Origin of the sequence: Lentzea alba (assembly GCF_011067745.1) — a bacterium.
In the GTDB taxonomy this organism is placed as follows: Bacteria; Actinomycetota; Actinomycetes; order Mycobacteriales; family Pseudonocardiaceae; genus Lentzea; species Lentzea alba.
Genome location: NZ_JAAMPJ010000001.1, coordinates 251,432 through 270,752 on the forward strand (window position 1 = coordinate 251,432; position 19,321 = coordinate 270,752).

Below are 19,321 nucleotides of genomic sequence, written 5' to 3' on the forward strand. Positions count from 1 at the left end.
ACGCCGCGTCGCCGAATTGTCAGGGGTGCGTGGCAACATCGGCCACGTGCAGAGGATGAGTGCGGACGTGGCCCGTCGAATCGCGCTGGGCGCACAGGGCTTCACCGACCTGAGGCCATCAGCAGCCACGCGCAGACACCTGCAACGAGTGCTGTCCCGCGTGCAGCTGCTGCAGATCGACTCGGTGAACGTGGCCGTGCGTGCGCACTACATGCCGCTGTTCTCCCGCCTGGGCGCTTACGAGCCGTCCCTGCTGGACGAGGCCGCCTGGACGCACTCCGCGCGCAAGCCGCGCATGCTGGTGGAGACCTGGGCGCACGAGGCGTCGCTCGTGCCGGTGCTCGACTGGCCGCTGTTCCACTCGGGCGCCAAGAAACGCGGCTGGTGGCAGAACTACCAGACCATTCTCGAACGCTCCCCGCAGCTCGTCGACGAGGTGCTGGCCGCCGTCAAGGAGCTCGGCCCGATCGGCGCCGGCGCCCTGGAGAAGGCCCTGATCGGTGACTCGGGGCGTTCGAAGGGCCCGTGGTGGGACTGGTCCGAGGTCAAGCGCGTGTGCGAGGTCCTGTTCGGCGTCGGCGTCCTGACCACCGGCACCCGTCGCTCGTTCGAGCGGTTGTACGACCTGACCGAGCGCGTGATCCCGGCCGACGTGCTGGCTCAGAAGTGGACGCCCGAAGAGGGTGCGCGCGAGCTCGTGTTGCGTTCCGCGGTCGCGCTGGGCGTGGCGACCGAGCCTGATCTGCGCGACTACTACCGCCTCGACCCGCGCCGCTCGCAGGCCGCGGTGGTGTCACTGGTGGAAGACGGTGTGCTGGAACCGGTGTCCGTCGACGGCTGGCGTGGCGTGGCCTATCGGCACGTCGACGCCAAGGCACCGCGCCGGGTGGTCGGGCGGGCCCTGTTGTGCCCCTTCGACCCGCTGATCTGGGAGCGGGCGCGGACCGAGCGGATCTTCGGCTTCAGGTACCGCATCGAGATCTACGTGCCCGAGCCTCGCCGTGTGCACGGGTACTACGTGTTCCCGTTCCTGCTGGACGGCGAACTGGTGGCCAGGGTGGACATCAAGGCCGACCGGGCGGCCGGGGTGCTGCGGGTGCAGTCGGCGTGGGCCGAGGAAGGCGTGGAGCGGCCTCGGGTGGCGGCGGAACTGGCCGGCGAGCTGAAGCACATGGCCGACTGGCTGGGGCTGGAGGACGTGCTGGTGGTGCCGAAGGGAGACTTGGCGGCCGAGTTGACGGCCGCCGTCGTCAACTCGTAGCCGTGGTGTGCAGTTCGATGGCTTTGCGCATCGTCTCGCGGGCACGACCGCGGTCGCCCGCGATGTCGTAGGCGTACGCGAGCCGGAACCACACGCGCCAGTCGTCAGGCGACGCCTCGACCTCGGCCCGCCGCTGTTCGAACCACGAGTCCGCGGCGTCCCGATCCACCCGGCCGGAGGGCCGGCGCGGCAGGTGCGAGACGTCCGGCAGCAGCCCGTCCGCGTCGAGCTCGCGGGCCATCTTCTCGGTCTCCCAACCGAAGCGCAGGTTGGACCACACGAGCCACACGCCGAGCAGCGGCAGGATCAGCACGCCGACGCCGAGCAGGATCCCGACCAGCTCACCGGTCTGCAACAGAGCCAGAGCGCGACCGGTGAGCAGGACGAAGTAGACCGCGAGAGCCGCGATCAGCACCCCGACGGTGAGGCGGACCTTCACAGGTCGAGGTACTTGTCGAGGCCGACAGCGAGTCCGGGACGGGACACGATCTCCCGCACGCCCAGCACGACGCCGGGCATGAAGGACGTGCGGTGCAACGAGTCCTGACGGATCGTCAGGGTCTCGCTCTCGCCACCGAACACGACCTCCTGGTGCGCGATCATCCCGGAGATCCGCAGCGAGTGAACGCGCACGCCGTCGACGACGGCACCGCGCGCGCCCGGCTCCTCCTGCGTGGTCGCGTCGGGCATCGGGTCCATGCCCTCCCGCGCCGCCGCGATCAAACGAGCCGTGTGCGCCGCCGTGCCCGAAGGAGCGTCGGCCTTGCGCGGGTGGTGCAGCTCGATGATCTCGGCCGACTCGTAGTAGCGGGCCGCGATCTCCGAGAAGCGCATCAGCAGCACGGCGCCGATGCCGAAGTTCGGCGCCACCAGCACACCGACCTCGGGCTTGTCCGCGAGCAGTGCCTCGACGGCGGCCAGCTTCGCGTTGTCGAACCCGGAAGTGCCGACCACGCAGTGGATCCCGGCCGCGATGCAGAACTCCAGGTTCCCCATCACCACGTCGGGGTGCGTGAAGTCGACGACGACCTGCGCGCCGGAATCCACGAGAGCCTGCAACGGGTCGTCGGCGTCGATCGCCGCCACGACCTCCATGTCCTTCGCGGCCTCGACCGCGCGGACCACCTCGGAACCCATGCGGCCCCGCGCGCCGAGAACTCCGACGCGAATCATGCAATCACCTCGTGTACCTGGTCCGGCAGATCGTCGGCGTGATCGTAAGGGCCGACCACCGCCGCGGCGACGGGACGGCGCAGCAGATCACGTGCGAGCAGCGCCACTTCGTCCGCGGAGACCGCGTCGATGCGAGCGAGGGTGTCCTCCACGCTCAGGTGGTCGCCGTAGTTCAGTTCGGACTTGCCGATGCGCGACATCCGGGAACTGGTGTCCTCCAGCCCCAGCACGAGCGCACCGCGCAGCTGTCCCTTGCCGCGCGCCACTTCCGCGTCGGACAGACCACCGCGGGCGACGTCCACGAGCACCTCGCGGATCACGCCGGCGGTCTCGCCCAGCCGGTCCGGCTGGCAGCCCGCGTAGACGGCGAACGTGCCGGTGTCCGCGTACAGACCGACCGACGAGTACACCTGGTACGCCAGGCCACGCCGCTCGCGGACCTCCTGGAACAGCCGGGAGCTCATGCCACCGCCGACGGCCGCGTTCAGCACGTTCAACGCGAACCGGCGCTCGTCGTGGCGGTCCAGGCCCTTCATGCCGAGCATCAGGTGCGCCTGCTCGGTGTCGTCGGTGTGCAGCACCAGCTTGCGGGCGTCGGCGATGCGCGCGCGACCCGCCCGCGGCGCGACCGCGGTGCCTTCCCTCGACAGCCGGTCGCCGATCGCCTTGCGCACCAAGCGCATCACGTGCGCGTGCTCGATGTTGCCCGCGACGGAGAACACCATGCGCGGCAACGTGTAGCGCTTCTTGTAGAACGAGTAGAGGTTGTCCCTCGCCATGTCCTGAATGGACTTCTCGGTGCCCAGCACCGGGCGTCCCAACGCGTGCGCGCCGAACAACGCCTCGATGAACGCGTCGTGCAGCAGGTCCTCGGGGTCGTCGTCGCGCATCGCGATCTCTTCGAGCACGACACCGCGTTCGGTCTCGAAGTCACGCGGACCGCAGATCGCCTCGAACACCACGTCGGACACCAGATCGACCGCGAGCGGCAGGTCCTCGTCCAGCACGTGCGCGTAGTAGCAGGTGTGTTCCTTGGCGGTGAACGCGTTCAGCTCGCCGCCGACCGCGTCGATCTCCTCGGCGATGGCCGCCGCGGACCGGCGCGAAGTTCCCTTGAACAGCAGGTGTTCCAGGTAGTGCGCGGCACCCGCGACCTCGGGCCGTTCGTCCCGGGACCCGACCTGCACCCACAGTCCGACCGAGGCGGACCGCACGCTCGGGATGCGCTCGGTGATGACCCGCAGGCCGGAGGGCAGCATGCTGCGCCGCACCTCGGACCCCGCGGACATCTCGAGCACCCGCGTGCTGCCCGGCTGCTGGAGGTGCCCCAACCGTCCGGTACGCGGACGGCCGCGGGTGGATGCACCCGCGGCCGTCACGTTGTTGTCTGTCGCACTCACTGCGCGGGAGCCGCCTCAGCAGCCTCGGTGGCCTCGACGGCCTCCGGGGCGTCAGCCGGCTTGGCAGCGTCGTCGTCGGACACGACGACGAGGCTGATCTTGCCGCGCTGGTCGATGTCGGCGATCTCGACGCGGAGCTTGTCGCCGACCTTGACGACGTCCTCCACCTTCGCGATGCGCTTGCCGTTGCCCAGCTTCGAGATGTGGACGAGGCCGTCCTTGCCGGGCAGCAGCGAGACGAACGCGCCGAACGCGGCCGTCTTCACCACGGTGCCCAGGAAGCGCTCGCCGACCTTCGGCAGCTGCGGGTTCGCGATCGCGTTGATCATGCCGATCGCGGCCTCGGCCGAGGGGCCGTCCGCCGCACCGACGTAGATCGTGCCGTCGTCCTCGATGGAGATGTCGGCACCGGTCTGCTCGGTGATCGAGTTGATCATCTTGCCCTTCGGGCCGATGACCTCGCCGATCTTGTCGGTCGGGATCTTGACCGACGTGACGCGCGGAGCGAAGGCGCTCATCTCGTCCGGGTCGGAGATGGCCTCGGCCATGACCTCCAGGATGGTGTAGCGCGCGTCGCGGGCCTGGCCCAGCGCCTGCGCCAGCACCTCGGACGGGATGCCGTCGAGCTTCGTGTCGAGCTGCAGCGCCGTCACGAACTCCTTGGTGCCCGCGACCTTGAAGTCCATGTCGCCGAACGCGTCCTCGGCACCGAGGATGTCGGTCAGCGCCACGTAGCGGGTCTCACCGTCGACCTCGTCGGAGACGAGACCCATCGCGATGCCGGAGACCGGCGCCTTCAGCGGGACACCCGCGTTGAGCAGTGACAGGGTCGACGCGCAGACCGAGCCCATCGACGTCGAGCCGTTGGAGCTCAGCGCCTCGGACACCTGGCGGATCGCGTACGGGAACTCCTCGCGCTTGGGCAGCACGGGCATGATCGCCCGCTCCGCCAGCGCGCCGTGGCCGATCTCGCGGCGCTTCGGCGAACCCACGCGGCCGGTCTCACCGGTCGAGTAGGGCGGGAAGTTGTAGTGGTGCAGGTACCGCTTGTGCGTCTCCGGAGCCAGCGAGTCGATCTGCTGCTCCATGCGCAGCATGTTCAGCGTCGTGACACCCAGGATCTGGGTCTCGCCGCGCTCGAACAGCGCCGAACCGTGCGTCCTCGGGATCACGGCCACCTCGGCACCGAGGTCACGGATGTCCGTGAGGCCACGGCCGTCGATGCGGACCTTGTCGCGCAGGATGCGCTGGCGCACGAGCTTCTTGGTCAGCGAGCGGAACGCCGCGCCGACCTCCTTCTCGCGACCCTCGAACTGCTCGGCCAGCTTCTCCAGCGTGGCGGCCTTGACCTCGTCGAGCTTGGACTCGCGCTCGGCCTTGCCCGCGATGGTCAGCGCCTGGGCGAGCTCGCCCGTGGCGGACGCCTCGACGGCCTCGAACGCGTCGGCCTGGTAGGCCGGGTACGTCGGGTACTCGCCGGTGGCCTTGGCGGCGACCTGGGCGAGCTGCGCCTGGGCCTCGCAGAGGACCTTGATGAACGGCTTGGCGGCCTCGAGACCGGCGGCCACGACCTCTTCGGTCGGGGCGGTCGCACCCTCGGCGATCATGTCGATCACGTTGTCGGTGGCCTCGGCCTCGACCATCATGATCGCGACGTCACCGGAGTCGACCACACGACCCGCGACGACCATGTCGAACACGGCCTTCTCGAGCTGCTCGTAGGTCGGGAACGCCACCCACTGGCCCTCGATCAGAGCGACGCGGACGCCACCGATCGGGCCGGAGAACGGCAGGCCGGCGAGCTGCGTCGACGCGGACGCGGCGTTGATCGCCACGACGTCGTACAGGTCGGCCGGGTTGAGGCTCATGACCGTGATGACGACCTGGATCTCGTTGCGCAGGCCGTCCACGAAGGACGGGCGCAGCGGACGGTCGATCAGGCGGCAGGTCAGGATGGCGTCCGTGCTCGGACGGCCCTCACGCCGGAAGAACGAGCCGGGGATGCGGCCCGCGGCGTACATGCGCTCCTCGACGTCCACCGTGAGGGGGAAGAAGTCGAAGTGCTCCTTGGGGTGCTTCGACGCCGTCGTGGCGCTCAGCAGCATCGTCTCGTCGTCCAGGTACGCCACCACGCTGCCCGCGGCCTGACGCGCGAGGCGCCCGGTCTCGAAGCGGATGGAGCGCGAGCCGAACTTGCCGTTGTCGATAACGGCAGTCGCCTCGTGGACCTCGATGTCCGTCATTTACTTGTTACTCCTCGTCTTTTGGACACCGCAACACGCTTGTCTGACGAGGCCGGTCTTCGATCGAAGCCTCCTGGGGCTCTTCCACCAGGGGACCACTACCGAGGACCGGCGATAACTGCTTCGCGCGATGCGGGTCCTGTTTTCTTTTCCTCTTTGCAGCCGGGGATCTGTATACACCCGGCTGTGCGCCGAGGGGGAGCGACCGGCCGGTCACTCCCCCTCGGCAAGTGTCACCTGCGCAGACCGAGGCGCTGGATCAGCGCGCGGTAGCGGTTGATGTCCACCTTGGTCAGGTAGTTCAGCAGACGGCGGCGACGGCCGACCATCAGCAGAAGACCACGGCGGGAGTGGTGATCGTGCTTGTGCTGCTTGAGGTGCTCCGTGAGGTCCGCGATGCGCTTGCTCAGCAGGGCGACCTGCGCCTCGGTCGAGCCGGTGTCGCTGTCGTGCAGACCGTACTCACCGAGGATGGACTTCTTCTGCTCCGTGGACAGTGCCACTAGGTACTTCTCCTACTTGTTCAGGTCCGTGCGGCCCCGCGCCCGCCGAATTGCTGGCCGGGGTAGCCGGTACTGGCCGCCACGGACCGCAGCCAGACCCAACTGCGAAGGCTATCAGGCACGATGCTCAGCGGCGCGCTGACGTGCGCAACCCCACCCGCGACACGGGTGTGTAGACGCCTGCCTCGCTGCTCACGAGCACTGCTTCGGACGGCTGCCACGGGCTGCTCAGGAACGCCGGCATCGGCTGACCCCGGTACCCGTACGCCACCGTCAGGTGCGCCTGCCAATTGTCGTTCGCGCCCGCCGCCCGTGCCAACTGATTTAAATCGCCGTGAATTCCCGCCCACAGGACCTTGCCGCGGAAGTCGCCGAAGTCCTTGAGCCGGATTTCGGGCACCTCATGGCCTTCGAGGGCTTTGAAGCGTTCCTCATCAGCGGATTCGCCGTGGAAGCACAACGTGATGTGCCACTTCTCCGGCGTCGTCCAGTCCATCTCGATGCCGCGATCCAGCACGGCGTCCAGTTCTTCGATCACGTGCCGAGGCGGGTAGAGCGCGGTGAAGTATTTCATCGCGCTCGCGCGACCTCGGGGGTCTGGGGGTCGCTCCCCAGAAGACACTGCGAGCGACCTGGTCCGCGCTGTCCGCGGACACACCTCTGCTGAGCGAGCGCGGTGAAGAGCTTCACCTGTTGGCAGCTCGGATGACTCGGCGGAACAGGTCGGCGATGGCCGGGAAGTCGTCGGAGAGCAGATCAGCGGCCTGCTGGAGCTCGGCGCGGTCGGCGACGCGGCGCAGCACCGGGTACGCGACGCTCTCGTCGCCGTTGACCGGCAGCGAGTCCCGCGACACGGTCGGCTTGGACTCGCGCACGTCGTCGAGCGCGCGCTGCAACGCCTCCGGTGCCCCGGTCGCCACGTCCGGTGTGAGCACCTTGCGCTCCAGCATGATCATCCGTGCGAGCACGGACGGGTTGCCGATCTTGGCGCGGCGGCCGCTCATCACCTGGCTCAGCATCGGCGCGCTGATCCCCAGCACGTCCGCGAGCTGGGCCTGGGACACGTTGAAGGCCACGACCAGCCGGCGCACGCGGTCACCCAGCGGCTCCCCGTACCACTCCCGTTGCAGGGCGAGGTTGCGCTGAACGATCTTGTGGTCCTCCACTTTGGCCTCTCCCTAGCCCGCACTCCGACCAGCATCCTGCCAGCCTGCGGACGCCCCCACGGCCGCTTTGCCCAATCTGACGGTCACGACTCGGTCAGCAGTTCCCTCGTTCGGTCTACATCTCGATGCATTTGTTCGAGGAGGGCCTCAACCGAGTCGAACTTCTCCATTTCACGCAGCCGATCGACGAAGTCCACGGCGACCCGCTGGCCGTAGTAGTCCTCGTCCACGTCCAGCACGAACGCCTCGACCCGGCGCTCCCGCCCGGAGAACGTCGGGTTGGTCCCCACGCTCACCGCCGCCTTGAGCGTCTTGCCCTTGGCGTCGGTGAACCAGCACGCGTAGATGCCGTCGGCCGGCACGGCCGCGAACTTCGGCGTCGACAGGTTGGCGGTCGGGAACCCCAGGTCCTTGCCCCGCCCGTCGCCCTTGACGACGATCCCCTCGAGCCGGTGCGGACGGCCCAGCGCCTCCGCGGCCGCCTTCACGTCCCCGGCGTCGATGCACGCGCGGATGTAGGTCGACGAGTAGGTCACGTCGTCAGCCGACACCAGATCAGCCCCCTCGGTCACGAATCCGAACCGCTGCCCCAGCTGGCGCAGCATCGCGACGTTACCCGCCGCCTTGTGGCCGAAAGTGAAGTTCTCACCTACTACGACAGCCGCCGCGTGCAACTTCTCGACCAACACCTCGTGCACGAACTCGTCCGCGGGCATCCTGCTGGTCTCGAGGCTGAACGGCACCACCACGAAGTGGTCGATGCCGAGTTCCTCGACCAGCTCGGCCCGCCGCCGCAGCGTGGTGAGCTGCGCGGGGTGGCTGCCGGGCCGCACCACCTCGGAAGGGTGCGGGTCGAAGGTCATCAGCACGCTCGGCAGCCCGCGCTGCTCCGCGAGCGCCACCGCGCGCCCGACGAGGGCCTGATGGCCTTTGTGGACTCCGTCGAACACGCCGATGGTCACGACGCAGCGGCCCCAGCCGCCGGGAAGGTGGTCTAGTCCGCGCCAGCGTTGCACGGTGATCAGCCTACGACGTGCCGCCCGCACGGGTCATCCAGCGGGGCTCAGCACGACCACGGGCTTGCACGCGGAGCCCTCGTCCCTGGCCAGCGCGATGACGTGCCCGTCCGGCCCGAACACGCCGTAGACGCCGTCGAACCCGCCCGCGCTCAGCCGCTGCCCGTGCGAGAGCGCCGAAGCCTCCCGGGGATCGATCTCGCGGCGCGGGAACGCCGTGCCGACCGCCGCGTCCAGGTCCAGCGACAGCGCGGGCGTCTCCTCGAGCTGTTCGAGCGTCTTGGCCACGCGGAGGTCGAACGGGCCGACCCTGGTGCGCCGCAACGCACCCAGATGCCCGCCGACACCCAGCGTCGCACCGAGGTCACGGGCCAGCGCGCGCACGTAGGTGCCGGAGGAGCACTCAACCATCACGTCGATCAGGACGGTCTTGTCCTCACGGCGCGTGAACAGCACATCGAACCGATGCACCGTCACGGGCCGTGCGGGGATGTCGACCTGTTCGCCCGCACGCACCCGTGCGTAAGCGCGCTTGCCGTCGATCTTCACCGCGGACACGGCGGACGGCACCTGCTGGATCGGGCCGGTGAGCTTCGCCACCTCGGCGGCGATCGCCTCGTCGGTCACCCCGGAAGCGTCCACAGTGGACAGCACCTCGCCCTCGGCGTCGTCCGTGGTGGTGGACGCGCCGAGGACGATCGTGGCGAGGTAGGCCTTGCTGTCGAGCGCGAGGTGGCCGAGCAGCTTCGTGGCTCGTTCGATGCCGAGCACGAGCACGCCGGTCGCCATCGGGTCGAGCGTGCCGGCGTGCCCGACCTTGCGGGTGCCGAGAATCCTGCGCACACGCGCCACCACGTCGTGCGAGGTCATGCCGTCCGGCTTGTCGACGACGACCAGGCCCGGTGCAACAGAGGGTTTCACGGCGCAAAAGCTTAAGCGACGCGGAGAGCGTCCCAACGACGACGCCGCAACTGCACCGGCACCGTCTCACCACGCTCCTCCGCGGCGAACACCGCCGCACGCGCGCGCCGCCACCACACGAGCATCCGCCAGCCGCCGAACACCAGCACGACGACGCAGAAGCTCAGCGCGATCCGGAACGCCGTCTGCGGGGGCATGAGGTGCTCGAGCAGGTCCAGCAGCACGCCGACGCCGAGCGCGGTCACCGTCACGGCGAGGAAGCCGCCGACGTTGACCAGCCCGCTCGCGGTGGACTGCCGGTGCGACGGGTTGTAGTCGCGGGCGAGAGCGAACGCGACACCGGAGATCGGCCCGCCCACGGTCAGCACGAGGAACACGACGGCGATGACCGGCGCCGGCACGTGCCCGCCCGGCCACAGCAGCAGGACGGTCCACCCGACGAACGCGAACGCCAGGAACCCGACCGAGATCGGCATGCGCCACTCGGGGTTGCGCGAGAACAGCGCGCCGATGATCGGACTCGCCACGATCGCGCCGATGACCAGCAGGCCGAGCGTGGACGACGCCGCCTTGGCCGACATGCCCTGCGCCTGCACGAGGTACGGGTACCCCCACAGCAGACCGAGCACGGCCGGCGTCGACATCGTGCTGAAGTGCGCCCAGAACCCGAGCCGGGTGCCGGGCACACTCCACGCCTGCCGCACCTTCGGCCAGATCTTCCTGATCGGCACGGCCTCCGGCTTCGGCGCGACGAACCCGACGGGCACGTCGCGCACCCGCCAGAACGCCACGGCGGAGTAGACGGCGGTGAGGCCGCCCGCGACGAGGAACGCCCACGTCCACCCGATCGAGCCGAGCATGAGCGTCAGCGGCACGGTGGCGATGAGGTTGCCGACACCGCCCAGCGCGGCCGTGACCGCGACGACGAGCGAGTACTGGCGCGGCGGGAAGTGCATGGCCACGATCCGGATCACGCTGATGAACGTCATGGCGTCACCCATGCCCAGCACGGCCCGCGCGACGAGCCCCAGCCCGTACGAGTCGGCGACGGCGAACAGCAGCTGACCGGTGCCCATGAGCAACGCGGCGACGGTGAGGATCTTGCGCGGACCGAAGCGGTCCACGAGCAGACCGGTCGGGATCTGCATGAGGGCGTAGACACCGATCTGCAGCACGGTGAACACACCGAGCTGCGCGGGGCCGAGCCCGAACCGCTCACTCGCCTCCAGCCCGGCGACGCCGAGCGTGGTGCGGTGGAAGACGGCGGCGAAGTAGACGAAGACGGCGGTGGTCCAGATCAGCCACGAGGTTCGGGTGGCGCGATCGACCGACGGCAAGACGGCACTCTCCCAGGTCGGAGGCGGGTGAACATTAGTTACATCGCCTAAACAACCTTCTTGGTAACGATTTCATGCCGTGAGGTCGAACACAGCGTCCGTTCGGGGCGTCTACCTGACCGCGCCTTCGACCGCCCACTCCCCCGAGCGTGTGCGCCACACCACCGCGACGAGCCGCAACACCATGAACGCCGACAGCCCGGTCCAGATCCCGGCGAGCCCCCACCCGAACGCGTACGAAGCCCACACCAACGGCAGGAACCCGATCACCGCGGACCCGAGCGTCGCCGTCCGCATGAACTTCACGTCCCCGGCGCCCAGCAACACCCCGTCCAACGCGAACACCACGCCCGCGATCGGTTGCAGCGCCACGAAGAACCACCAGGCGTTGGGAATCTCTTCGAGCACTCCCACGTCCGAGGTGAACGCCTGCGGCAGAACCGTTGCCAGCGCGGCGAAAACCGCCCCGAGCCCAATGCCGAACACCAGCCCGTACCGCGTGACCTGCCAAGCCAGCTTCTCCGCCTGCCGCCGCTTCGAGGCCCCCAACGCCGCGCCGACGAGCGACTGGGCCGCGATGGCAAGCGAATCAAGCACAAGCGCGAGAAACGTCCACAACTGCAACACGACCTGATGCGCCCCCACGGCCGCAACGGACGTCCGCGCCGCAACCGAAGCCGCACTGATAAAACACGCCTGGAACGCCAAGCTGCGCAACACCAAGTCGCGCCCCATGCCTAACTGCGCGCGCATGGCGCCCCAGTGCGGCTTCAGCGGCACCCGCTCCGCGAACAACGCCCGGAAGAACAACCCGGCTGACAACACCTGCGCCACCACGTTGGCGATCGCCGAGCCCTCGAGCCCCCACCCGGCCCCGTACACGAGCGCGGGACACAACACCGCGCTGATCCCGTTGCCGACCAGGATGTACTTCAAGGGCCGCCTGGTGTCCTGCACACCGCGCATCCACCCGTTGCCGGCCATCGTGACGAGGATGAACGGCGCCCCGAACAACGCGATGCGCACCCACTCCACCGCCGCGTCCGCCACGGCCCCGCCACCCGCGAGCAACTCCGCCAGCGGCCGCGCGAACACCTGCCCGAGCACCACCACCAACACCCCGGCCGCAAGCGCGAGCCAAGTGGCCTGAACGCCCTCCTCAACCGCCTCCCGCCGCCGCCCGGCACCGTGCAACCGCGCCGTGCGCGCCGTCGTGCCGTAGGAGAGAAACGTCAACTGCGTCGACACCTGCGTGAGCAACACACCGCCGAGCGCCAGCCCAGCCAACGGCAGCGCACCCAAGTGCCCGACAACGGCCGTGTCGACGAGCACGTACAACGGCTCAGCCGCCAGCACGCCGAGCGCGGGCACGGCCAGTCCGATCACCCGCCGCGCGGGAACCCGATCCTCCACGCATCGAACCTAGGTGCTCGGAGCCGGTGGCGACCGGTGACGACGCCCACTCCTGAGCGTGCCGGGCCAGCCGGACCAACCCAGGCCGCCGAACCCGAGCCGGCCACGCCTACGCCCGTTGAGGCAGCCCGAACACCTGCTCCCGAGCCACCGCGAGCGCCGAGTGCAGCGCACCGGACCGCACCGGATTCGCGGTGATCTGCGCGAGCTGGACCGGGGTGCGCGGCACCACCAGCTTCAGCAGTTCCACCGACACCAGCTCGCACAAGGTCTCGCCGCCCGCCTGCGCCACGCCGCCCGACAGGAGCACGAGCTCCGGGTCGAGCACGCAGACGACGTTCGCCAACCCCAAAGCGATCCTACGAGCGAGGTCTGACAAGAACGCGCGGCCTTCCACACCCGTGGTCAGGGCGTGCGCGACGGCTTCCAGGCCCGAGTCGGCCGCGATGCCGTGTGAGGCGGCGAGTGCCACGATCGCGTCGCTGTCCACCTGGTCGCCGTAGCGGCCGCCGGGGACCTGCATCGAGTCGATCTCGCCCGCACCGCCGGTGACGCCGCGCAACAGCACGCCGTTGATGACCACCGCCGAGCCGATCTCGTCCGCTGGCCAGAACAGCACGAAGTTCCGCACGCCCACGGCCTTGCCGGAGCTCATCTCCTCCAGCGCGGCGAGGTTGATGTCGTTCTCGATCGACACCGAGGTGCCCAGCAGTTCGCGCAGCGTCGAGGGCAGGTCGACGTCCACCAGGCCCGGCAGGTGCGGCGCGAATCCCAGGTGTCCGGTGGCCGGGTCTACGGCGCCGGGCGTGCCGACCACCACGTGCGACAGGGCGTCCAGCCTCAGACCGGCCAGCGCCGCCGCCTTCTGCACGGTCTCGCGGAACGCCTGCAGCGTGTTTTCCTTGGGCATCGGCGCGCTGTGTTCCGCCAACAGCGAACCGGTGATGTCCGCGATGGCCACGTCGATCAGCTCGGGCGTCAGCGCCACCGCCGCCACGTGCCCCACGCCGCCGTTGACGGCCCACATCTGGGCGCGCGGGCCGCGTCCGCCGCCGCGCAGGCCGGTGCGCACCACCATGCCGTCTTCTTCCAGCCGCGCCAGCAGCTGTGCCGTCGCGGGCTTGGAGAGGCCGATCACCTCTTCCAGCTCGGCTCGCGTCATCGCGCCGCTGCGCAGCAACGTCTCGATGGCCGCGCGGTCGTTGATCTCCCGCAGCAGCCGCGGGCTTCCTGTCCGTGTCATGACTCCACCCGCTCCAACGCGCCCTTGAGCGCGGCAACGACCTGCTCAGCGGTTCCGGCGAAGGTGAACCCGGCCGCCAGCCGGTGCCCACCCCCGCCGAGCACCTGCGCCACTTCACGCACGTCGACCCGGCTCACGGCGCGCAACGACACCGACCAGAACTCGGGCCGCAGTTCCTTCAACACGGCCGCGACCTCGGCCTCGGAAGCAGAGCGCACGACGTCGATCACGCTCTCCACCTCCTCGCTGCGAACGTCACGCGCGTCGTCCATGCCCACCACCGCGTGCACCAGTCCCAGGCCGTGCGCGGCCTTCTGGTCGAGTTCGGCGCGGGCCAGAACACGCGACAACATCCCCAAGTACGCAAACGGATGTGCGTCCATCAACGGCCGTGTGACGCTGTACGCGTCCACACCGGTCTCCAGCAAACGCGCGGCGGTCGCGTGCGCCGCGGGTCCTGCCTTGCGAAAGCCCCCGGTGTCGGTGACCAGTCCGGCGTAAATGCACCGGGCAACGGGTTCGTCGAGTTCGACGTCCATCTCGTCGAGCAACTTCAAAGCGATGAGAGCCGTCGCTTCCGCGTGCTCGTCAATGCAGTGCAACGTCCCGTAGCGCGTGTTCGACACGTGGTGGTCGATGACGATGACGGGCCCACGACACCCGGCCACCCGGTCTCCCAGCGGACCGAGCCGTTGCAGGCTGCCGGTGTCCATGACCACGAGCAGTTCGGGCTGGGCGGGCACGGAATCCCGGTGCACCAGCAGGCCGGCCACGTCCAACGCCTTGAGCGACTCGGGCACCGTCTCCGGCTCACCGAACGCCACGCGCACCTTCACCCCACGCCGGTGCAACGCGAGCCCGACCGCCAAGGCACTCCCGAGCGTGTCCGCGTCGGGATTGATGTGACCAAGCAGGGTCACATCACGAGCGCCGGCCAGTAACCGCGCGGCCTCGGCAATGGTTGTGCTCAGGTCGTCTGCCACAGGGAGACGTTAGCTGCTCGCCGTCGCGATGTGCTGCAGGGCACCCTCGGACAAGACAGTTTCCAGCCGATTAAGACACCGGGCGGACGCGATGAACACGTCCGCCCGGTGTGGTCAGTCCTCTTCAGACTCTTCGCGAGGCGCCTTGTAGGGATCCGCCTCGCCGGCCGGAGAGGCCCCGGCCGCCAACCGAGCGACCTCGGCGTCGGCGGCCTGAGCCTGAGCCAGCAGCTCGTCCATCTTCCGCGCCGCATCCGGCACGGTGTCCGTCATGAACGTCAGGGTGGGCGTGAAACGAACGCCGGTCTGCTGACCGACCATCGTCCGCAGCACACCCTTGGCCTTCTCCAGAGCCGCGGCGGCCCCGGCGAGGTCGGGCTCGACGTCCAGCCGCTCACCCAGAACGGTGTAGTAAACAGTCGCGTCGTGCAGGTCCCCGGTCACCTTGGTGTCGGTGATCGTGACCCTGGCCAGACGCGGATCCTTGACCTCGTGCTCCAGCGCGGAGGCCACGATCTGCGAGATCCGCTTGGCGAGCTTGCGGGCACGTGCCGTGTCGGCCACGAGCCTCCCCTTCCTAGTCGTCCTCCGGCCCCACGAGACGTGTACGGGCCCGAAAGGCAATAAGCACAGTGCAGTTCCAGTCCTGCCCGCGCTCAGTCATCCTCGGGCCCGACCAGCCTCGTCCGAGCTGAAAGCAGTTCCAGTTCGGGTCGTCCTGCGACCAGCCTTTCACAGCCGGCCAGGACTTCCCTGACGTGCGCGGCGTCGGCAGCGACGGCAGCGACACCGATCAATGCGCGCCGATGCAGGTCCTGATGACCCGCCTCGGACGCGGCGACCTCGAAACGACGACGCAGTTCGGCCACGACGGGCCGGACGAGCGAGCGCTTCTCCTTCAACGAGTGGACGTCGCCGAGCAGCACGTCCAGTTCCAGAGACCCCACGAACATGGGCAAGATCCTCCAGAAGAAAAGGGTGCGGAGCCACCGGTTAAAACGGCTCCGCACCCCTCATCTACACCATCAGGCGCGCGGCTTCTCGCGCATCTCGAAGGTCTCGATGACGTCCTCGAGCTTCAGATCGCTGTAGTTGCCGAGCGTCAGACCACACTCGAAGCCCTCGCGGACCTCGGTGGCGTCGTCCTTGAACCGCTTGAGCGAGCTGATCGGGAGGTTCTCCGCGATCACCTTGCCGTCACGGATCAGGCGAGCACGCGCGTTGCGGCGGATTTCGCCCGACAGGACCATGCAACCCGCGATCGTGCCGACCTTGGAGGACTTGAAGACGTCGCGGATCTCGGCGCGGCCGAGCTGGACCTCCTCGAACTCCGGCTTGAGCAGACCCTTGAGGGCGGCCTCGATCTCGTCGATGGCCTGGTAGATGACCGTGTAGTACCGGACGTCCACACCCTCGCGGTTCGCGAGCTCGGTCGCCTTGCCCTCGGCCCGGACGTTGAAGCCCAGGACGATGGCGGAGCCGGCCACGGCGAGGTTGATGTCGCCTTCGGTGATGCCACCGACACCGCGGTGGATCACGCGCAGCTCGACGTCGTCGCCGACCTCGATCTTCATGAGCGCGTCCTCGAGGGCCTCGACGGTACCCGAGTTGTCACCCTTGATGATCAAGGTGAGAGCGCTGGTTTCCTTCAACGCCGCATCCAGGTCTTCCAGGCTGACGCGCTTGCGCTTCGCCGCGTTGGCGGCGTTGCGGGTGCGGGCCTGACGACGCTCGGCGATCTGCCGGGCGACGCGGTCCTCGTCGACGACGAGGAACGAGTCACCAGCGCGCGGCACCGACGTGAGGCCGATGACCTGCACCGGACGCGACGGGGTCGCGTCGTGGACGTCGTCGCCGTGCTCGTCCACCATGCGGCGGACGCGGCCGTAGGCATCGCCCGCGACGATCGAGTCGCCGACGCGGAGCGTGCCTCGCTGGACCAGCACCGTGGCGACCGGACCGCGACCGCGGTCGAGGTGCGCCTCGATCGCGACACCCTGGGCCTCCATGTCCGGGTTGGCCCGGAGGTCCAGCGACGCGTCGGCGGTCAACAGGATGGCCTCGAGGAGGCTGTCGATGTTGATGCCCTGCTTCGCGGAGATGTCGACGAACATCGTGTCGCCGCCGTACTCCTCGGCGACGAGGCCGTACTCGGTCAGCTGCTGGCGGATCTTGGAGGGGTTCGCACCCTCCTTGTCGATCTTGTTCACCGCGACCACGATCGGCGCCTGAGCAGCCTGCGCGTGGTTGATCGCCTCGACCGTCTGCGGCATCACGCCGTCGTCAGCGGCGACGACGATGACCGCGATGTCGGTCGCGTTCGCACCACGGGCACGCATGGCGGTGAACGCCTCGTGACCGGGGGTGTCGATGAAGGTGATGAGCCGCGGGTTGCCCTCGAGCTCGGTCTCCACCTGGTAGGCGCCGATGTGCTGGGTGATGCCACCGGCTTCACCCTCGTGCACCTTCGCCTTGCGGATGGTGTCGAGCAGTCGGGTCTTACCGTGGTCGACGTGACCCATGACGGTGACGACCGGCGGGCGAACCTGCAGGTCCTCCTCGTCGCCGGCGTCCTCGCCGTAGGTGATGTCGAACGTCTCGAGCAGCTCGCGGTCCTCCTCCTCGGGGGACACGACCTGCACGACGTAGTTCATCTCGGAGCCGAGCAGCTCCAGGATCTCGTCGGACACCGACTGGGTCGCCGTGACCATCTCGCCCAGGTGGAACAGCACCTGCACGAGCGACGCCGGGTTGGCGTTGATCTTGTCGGCGAAGTCGGTCAGCGAGGCACCGCGCGGCAGGCGGATCGTCTCGCCCTGCCCCTTGGGCAGGCGGACGCCACCGACCGAAGGCGCCTGCATGTTGTCCATGTACTCCTGGCGCTTCTGCCGCTTGGACTTGCGTCCACGGCGCGCCGGACCACCCGGACGACCGAAGGCACCAGCGGTACCGCCGCGACCTGCGCCGCCGCCACCACCGGGACGACCGCGGAAACCGCCGCCGCCACCGCCGGCCGGAGCGCCGCCACCGGCACCGCCGCCACCGCCGGGACGGAAGCCACCGCCACCGCCACCGCCGCCGCCGGGACGGAAGCCGCCACCGCCGCCTCCGCCGCCACCGCCGCGGAAGCCACCGCCTCCGCCGCCGCCGCCACCGCCGCCGCGGAAGCCGCCACCGCCGCCGCCCCCACCGGGACGACCGCCGCCGCCACCGCCACCACCGGGACGGCCACCGCCGCCACCAGGGCCAGGACGGTTACCGGCCGGACGGCCCGGCATCATGCCGGGGTTCGGGCGCGGGGGCATGTTGCCCGGGTTGGGGCGAGGACCGCCCTGACCGGGAGCCGGACGAGGACCGCCCTGGCCGGGGGCCGGACGAGGTCCGCCCTGACCGGACGGACCGGGACGGCCGCCACCCTGGGCAGCCGCCGGACGGGGACCGGCCGGACGCGGGTCGCCGGGCTTCGGACCGGTGGGACGGTCGCCGCCGCCCTGCTCCGGGCGCGGGCCGGGACGAGGTCCAGGACGCGGGCCGGGAGCGTTGCCGCCACCGACGCCGAAGGGGTTGTTGCCCGGACGCGGGGACCGCGGGCCGGCAGGCTTGGCGGCCTGCGTGCGCGGCGGAACCACGGACGGGGACTGCTGCGCACCGGTCGACGCGGCCGGAGCCTGCGGCTGCTGCTGCGGGGCCGGACGCGGGCCGGGACGCGGACCGCCACCCGGCTTGGTGCCGGGAGCCGGAGCGGCCTTGGGGGCGGCCGGAGCCGACGCGGCCGGAGCCGGTGCGGCGGCCGGAGCCTGGGGCTGCTGCGCGGGAGCGGGTGCGGGTGCCGCGGGTGCGGGCGCCGGAGCCTGCGCGGCAGGAGCTGCCGGAGCGGGCTTGGGTGCCGGCGGACGCGGGGCGGCCGGCCTGGGGCCGGGCATGCCCTTCGGTGCGGCGGGCTTGTCGGACGCGGCCGGCTTCGACTCCGCCGGGGCGGCGGGCGCGGCAGCCGCGGGGGCGGGCGCCTTGGGCTTCGGAGCGGACGGCTTGGGGGCCGACGGCTTCGAGGACTTGGCTTCGTAGGCGTCACGGAGCCGCCGGGCCACGGGGGCCTCGACGGTCGACGACGCGGACTTCACGTACTCGCCCTGTTCGGCGAGCTTGTTCAGAACTTCCTTGCTCGTAACACCGAGCTCTTTCGCGAGCTCATGCACGCGGGCCTTGCCTGCCACTGCTCTCCTTGGTCGTGAGGCCGGCGGGCAAGTCCCATCGACCTCGTCTTAACGTCGCGCGTTCATGTCTTCAGCTTCACGGCTGACTCATGACGGGTCGACCTGCTTCCTTGTTGCTTGCTGGCCACGGGGCTGTCCCGAGGCCAAGGTCCCTTGCTGCTCCAGGTGCTCGCGCAACAAAGCGACGTCGAGTGATCCCTGGACCCGGAGGGCCCGTGAGAACGCCCGTCGCCGCTCGGCGTTGCGCAGACATTCGAGATCGAAATGCAACCAAGCACCCCGACCAGGAAGTCGCTTGCCGACGTCCGGAACCACCGAACCGTCGATCGCGACCACACGCAGCAGCTCAGACGGCAACGTCCTGGTGCGGCATCCAATGCACGTGCGAACAGGGCCGATGTGCTGGGAAACCGAACCTGACGTTGAACCGTTGATAATTCTATCCCCT

General features: G+C 69.5%; 18 protein-coding genes. 1 reads left to right on the forward strand and 17 read right to left on the reverse strand.

What is annotated here, in order from left to right:
- Positions 1 to 55: 55 nt before the first annotated feature.
- Positions 56 to 1,261, forward strand: a complete 1,206-nt coding sequence (locus tag G7043_RS01170; protein WP_166044866.1) for a winged helix-turn-helix domain-containing protein — start codon at positions 56 to 58, stop codon at positions 1,259 to 1,261.
- On the opposite strand, the gene G7043_RS01175 is transcribed toward G7043_RS01170, so the two are convergent.
- The 17 genes from G7043_RS01175 to G7043_RS01255 form a co-directional block, all read right to left on the reverse strand.
- Positions 1,251 to 1,700, reverse strand: a complete 450-nt coding sequence (locus G7043_RS01175; RefSeq protein ID WP_166042943.1) for a tetratricopeptide repeat protein — start codon at positions 1,698 to 1,700, stop codon at positions 1,251 to 1,253. The genes G7043_RS01170 and G7043_RS01175 overlap by 11 nt on opposite strands.
- Positions 1,697 to 2,434, reverse strand: a complete 738-nt coding sequence (gene dapB, locus G7043_RS01180; RefSeq protein WP_166042945.1) for a 4-hydroxy-tetrahydrodipicolinate reductase — start codon at positions 2,432 to 2,434, stop codon at positions 1,697 to 1,699. Before dapB ends, G7043_RS01175 begins: the two co-directional genes overlap by 4 nt.
- Complete coding sequence (locus G7043_RS01185) at positions 2,431 to 3,723, reverse strand: M16 family metallopeptidase (RefSeq protein WP_166044867.1); 1,293 nt, start codon at positions 3,721 to 3,723, stop codon at positions 2,431 to 2,433. The genes dapB and G7043_RS01185 overlap by 4 nt, the downstream gene beginning before the upstream one ends.
- A 107-nt stretch (positions 3,724 to 3,830) precedes the next feature.
- A complete protein-coding gene (locus tag G7043_RS01190; RefSeq protein WP_166042947.1) occupies positions 3,831 to 6,077 on the reverse strand; it encodes a polyribonucleotide nucleotidyltransferase in 2,247 nt (748 codons plus the stop codon).
- A 233-nt stretch (positions 6,078 to 6,310) separates the two neighbouring features.
- Complete coding sequence (rpsO, locus tag G7043_RS01195) at positions 6,311 to 6,580, reverse strand: 30S ribosomal protein S15 (RefSeq protein ID WP_030471762.1); 270 nt, start codon at positions 6,578 to 6,580, stop codon at positions 6,311 to 6,313.
- Between the two features lie 127 nt (positions 6,581 to 6,707).
- On the reverse strand, positions 6,708 to 7,154 hold the full coding sequence (locus G7043_RS01200; RefSeq protein ID WP_166042950.1) for a 2'-5' RNA ligase family protein: 447 nt from the start codon (positions 7,152 to 7,154) through the stop codon (positions 6,708 to 6,710).
- A gap of 112 nt (positions 7,155 to 7,266) precedes the next feature.
- Positions 7,267 to 7,746 (reverse strand): helix-turn-helix domain-containing protein, encoded by a 480-nt coding sequence (locus G7043_RS01205; protein WP_166042952.1) that lies wholly within the window; start codon positions 7,744 to 7,746, stop codon positions 7,267 to 7,269.
- An 83-nt stretch (positions 7,747 to 7,829) separates the two neighbouring features.
- Positions 7,830 to 8,762: a bifunctional riboflavin kinase/FAD synthetase gene (locus G7043_RS01210; protein WP_166042954.1), complete on the reverse strand. Its 933-nt coding sequence runs from the start codon at positions 8,760 to 8,762 to the stop codon at positions 7,830 to 7,832.
- A 33-nt stretch (positions 8,763 to 8,795) separates the two neighbouring features.
- On the reverse strand, positions 8,796 to 9,683 hold the full coding sequence (gene truB / locus G7043_RS01215) for a tRNA pseudouridine(55) synthase TruB (protein WP_313887653.1): 888 nt from the start codon (positions 9,681 to 9,683) through the stop codon (positions 8,796 to 8,798).
- Positions 9,684 to 9,694: 11 nt separating this feature from the next.
- Entirely contained in the window at positions 9,695 to 11,020 is a 1,326-nt protein-coding gene (locus G7043_RS01220; protein ID WP_166042956.1) for an MFS transporter, read from the reverse strand.
- Positions 11,021 to 11,131: 111 nt separating this feature from the next.
- A complete protein-coding gene (locus tag G7043_RS01225) occupies positions 11,132 to 12,433 on the reverse strand; it encodes an MATE family efflux transporter (RefSeq protein ID WP_166042957.1) in 1,302 nt (433 codons plus the stop codon).
- Positions 12,434 to 12,542: 109 nt separating this feature from the next.
- Positions 12,543 to 13,676 carry an ROK family transcriptional regulator gene (locus G7043_RS01230; protein WP_166042959.1) on the reverse strand — a complete coding sequence of 378 codons (1,134 nt, stop codon included), beginning with the start codon at positions 13,674 to 13,676 and terminating at the stop codon, positions 12,543 to 12,545.
- Positions 13,673 to 14,659: a DHH family phosphoesterase gene (locus G7043_RS01235; RefSeq protein WP_166042961.1), complete on the reverse strand. Its 987-nt coding sequence runs from the start codon at positions 14,657 to 14,659 to the stop codon at positions 13,673 to 13,675. Before G7043_RS01235 ends, G7043_RS01230 begins: the two co-directional genes overlap by 4 nt.
- Before the next feature lie 114 nt (positions 14,660 to 14,773).
- The gene (rbfA, locus tag G7043_RS01240) at positions 14,774 to 15,223 is read right to left on the reverse strand and encodes a 30S ribosome-binding factor RbfA (protein WP_166042963.1); all 450 of its coding nucleotides are present in this window, start codon (positions 15,221 to 15,223) and stop codon (positions 14,774 to 14,776) included.
- 92 nt (positions 15,224 to 15,315) lie between these two features.
- Entirely contained in the window at positions 15,316 to 15,612 is a 297-nt protein-coding gene (locus tag G7043_RS01245) for a DUF503 domain-containing protein (RefSeq protein ID WP_086665729.1), read from the reverse strand.
- Between the two features lie 72 nt (positions 15,613 to 15,684).
- Positions 15,685 to 18,873, reverse strand: a complete 3,189-nt coding sequence (gene infB / locus G7043_RS01250; protein ID WP_166042965.1) for a translation initiation factor IF-2 — start codon at positions 18,871 to 18,873, stop codon at positions 15,685 to 15,687.
- An 87-nt stretch (positions 18,874 to 18,960) separates the two neighbouring features.
- Positions 18,961 to 19,311: a YlxR family protein gene (locus tag G7043_RS01255; protein ID WP_166044869.1), complete on the reverse strand. Its 351-nt coding sequence runs from the start codon at positions 19,309 to 19,311 to the stop codon at positions 18,961 to 18,963.
- Positions 19,312 to 19,321 lie beyond the last annotated feature (10 nt).

Excerpts from the sequence above, each read along its gene's own strand:
- G7043_RS01170 (WP_166044866.1), top strand. The coding sequence starts at position 56 with ATGAGTGCGGACGTGGCCCGTCGAATCGCGCTGGGCGCACAGGGCTTC.
- dapB (WP_166042945.1), bottom strand. The coding sequence starts at position 2,434 with ATGATTCGCGTCGGAGTTCTCGGCGCGCGGGGCCGCATGGGTTCCGAG.
- G7043_RS01185 (WP_166044867.1), bottom strand. The coding sequence starts at position 3,723 with ATGTCCGCGGGGTCCGAGGTGCGGCGCAGCATGCTGCCCTCCGGCCTG.
- G7043_RS01190 (WP_166042947.1), bottom strand. The coding sequence starts at position 6,077 with ATGACGGACATCGAGGTCCACGAGGCGACTGCCGTTATCGACAACGGC.
- G7043_RS01200 (WP_166042950.1), bottom strand. The coding sequence starts at position 7,154 with ATGAAATACTTCACCGCGCTCTACCCGCCTCGGCACGTGATCGAAGAA.
- G7043_RS01230 (WP_166042959.1), bottom strand. The coding sequence starts at position 13,676 with ATGACACGGACAGGAAGCCCGCGGCTGCTGCGGGAGATCAACGACCGC.
- G7043_RS01245 (WP_086665729.1), bottom strand. The coding sequence starts at position 15,612 with ATGTTCGTGGGGTCTCTGGAACTGGACGTGCTGCTCGGCGACGTCCAC.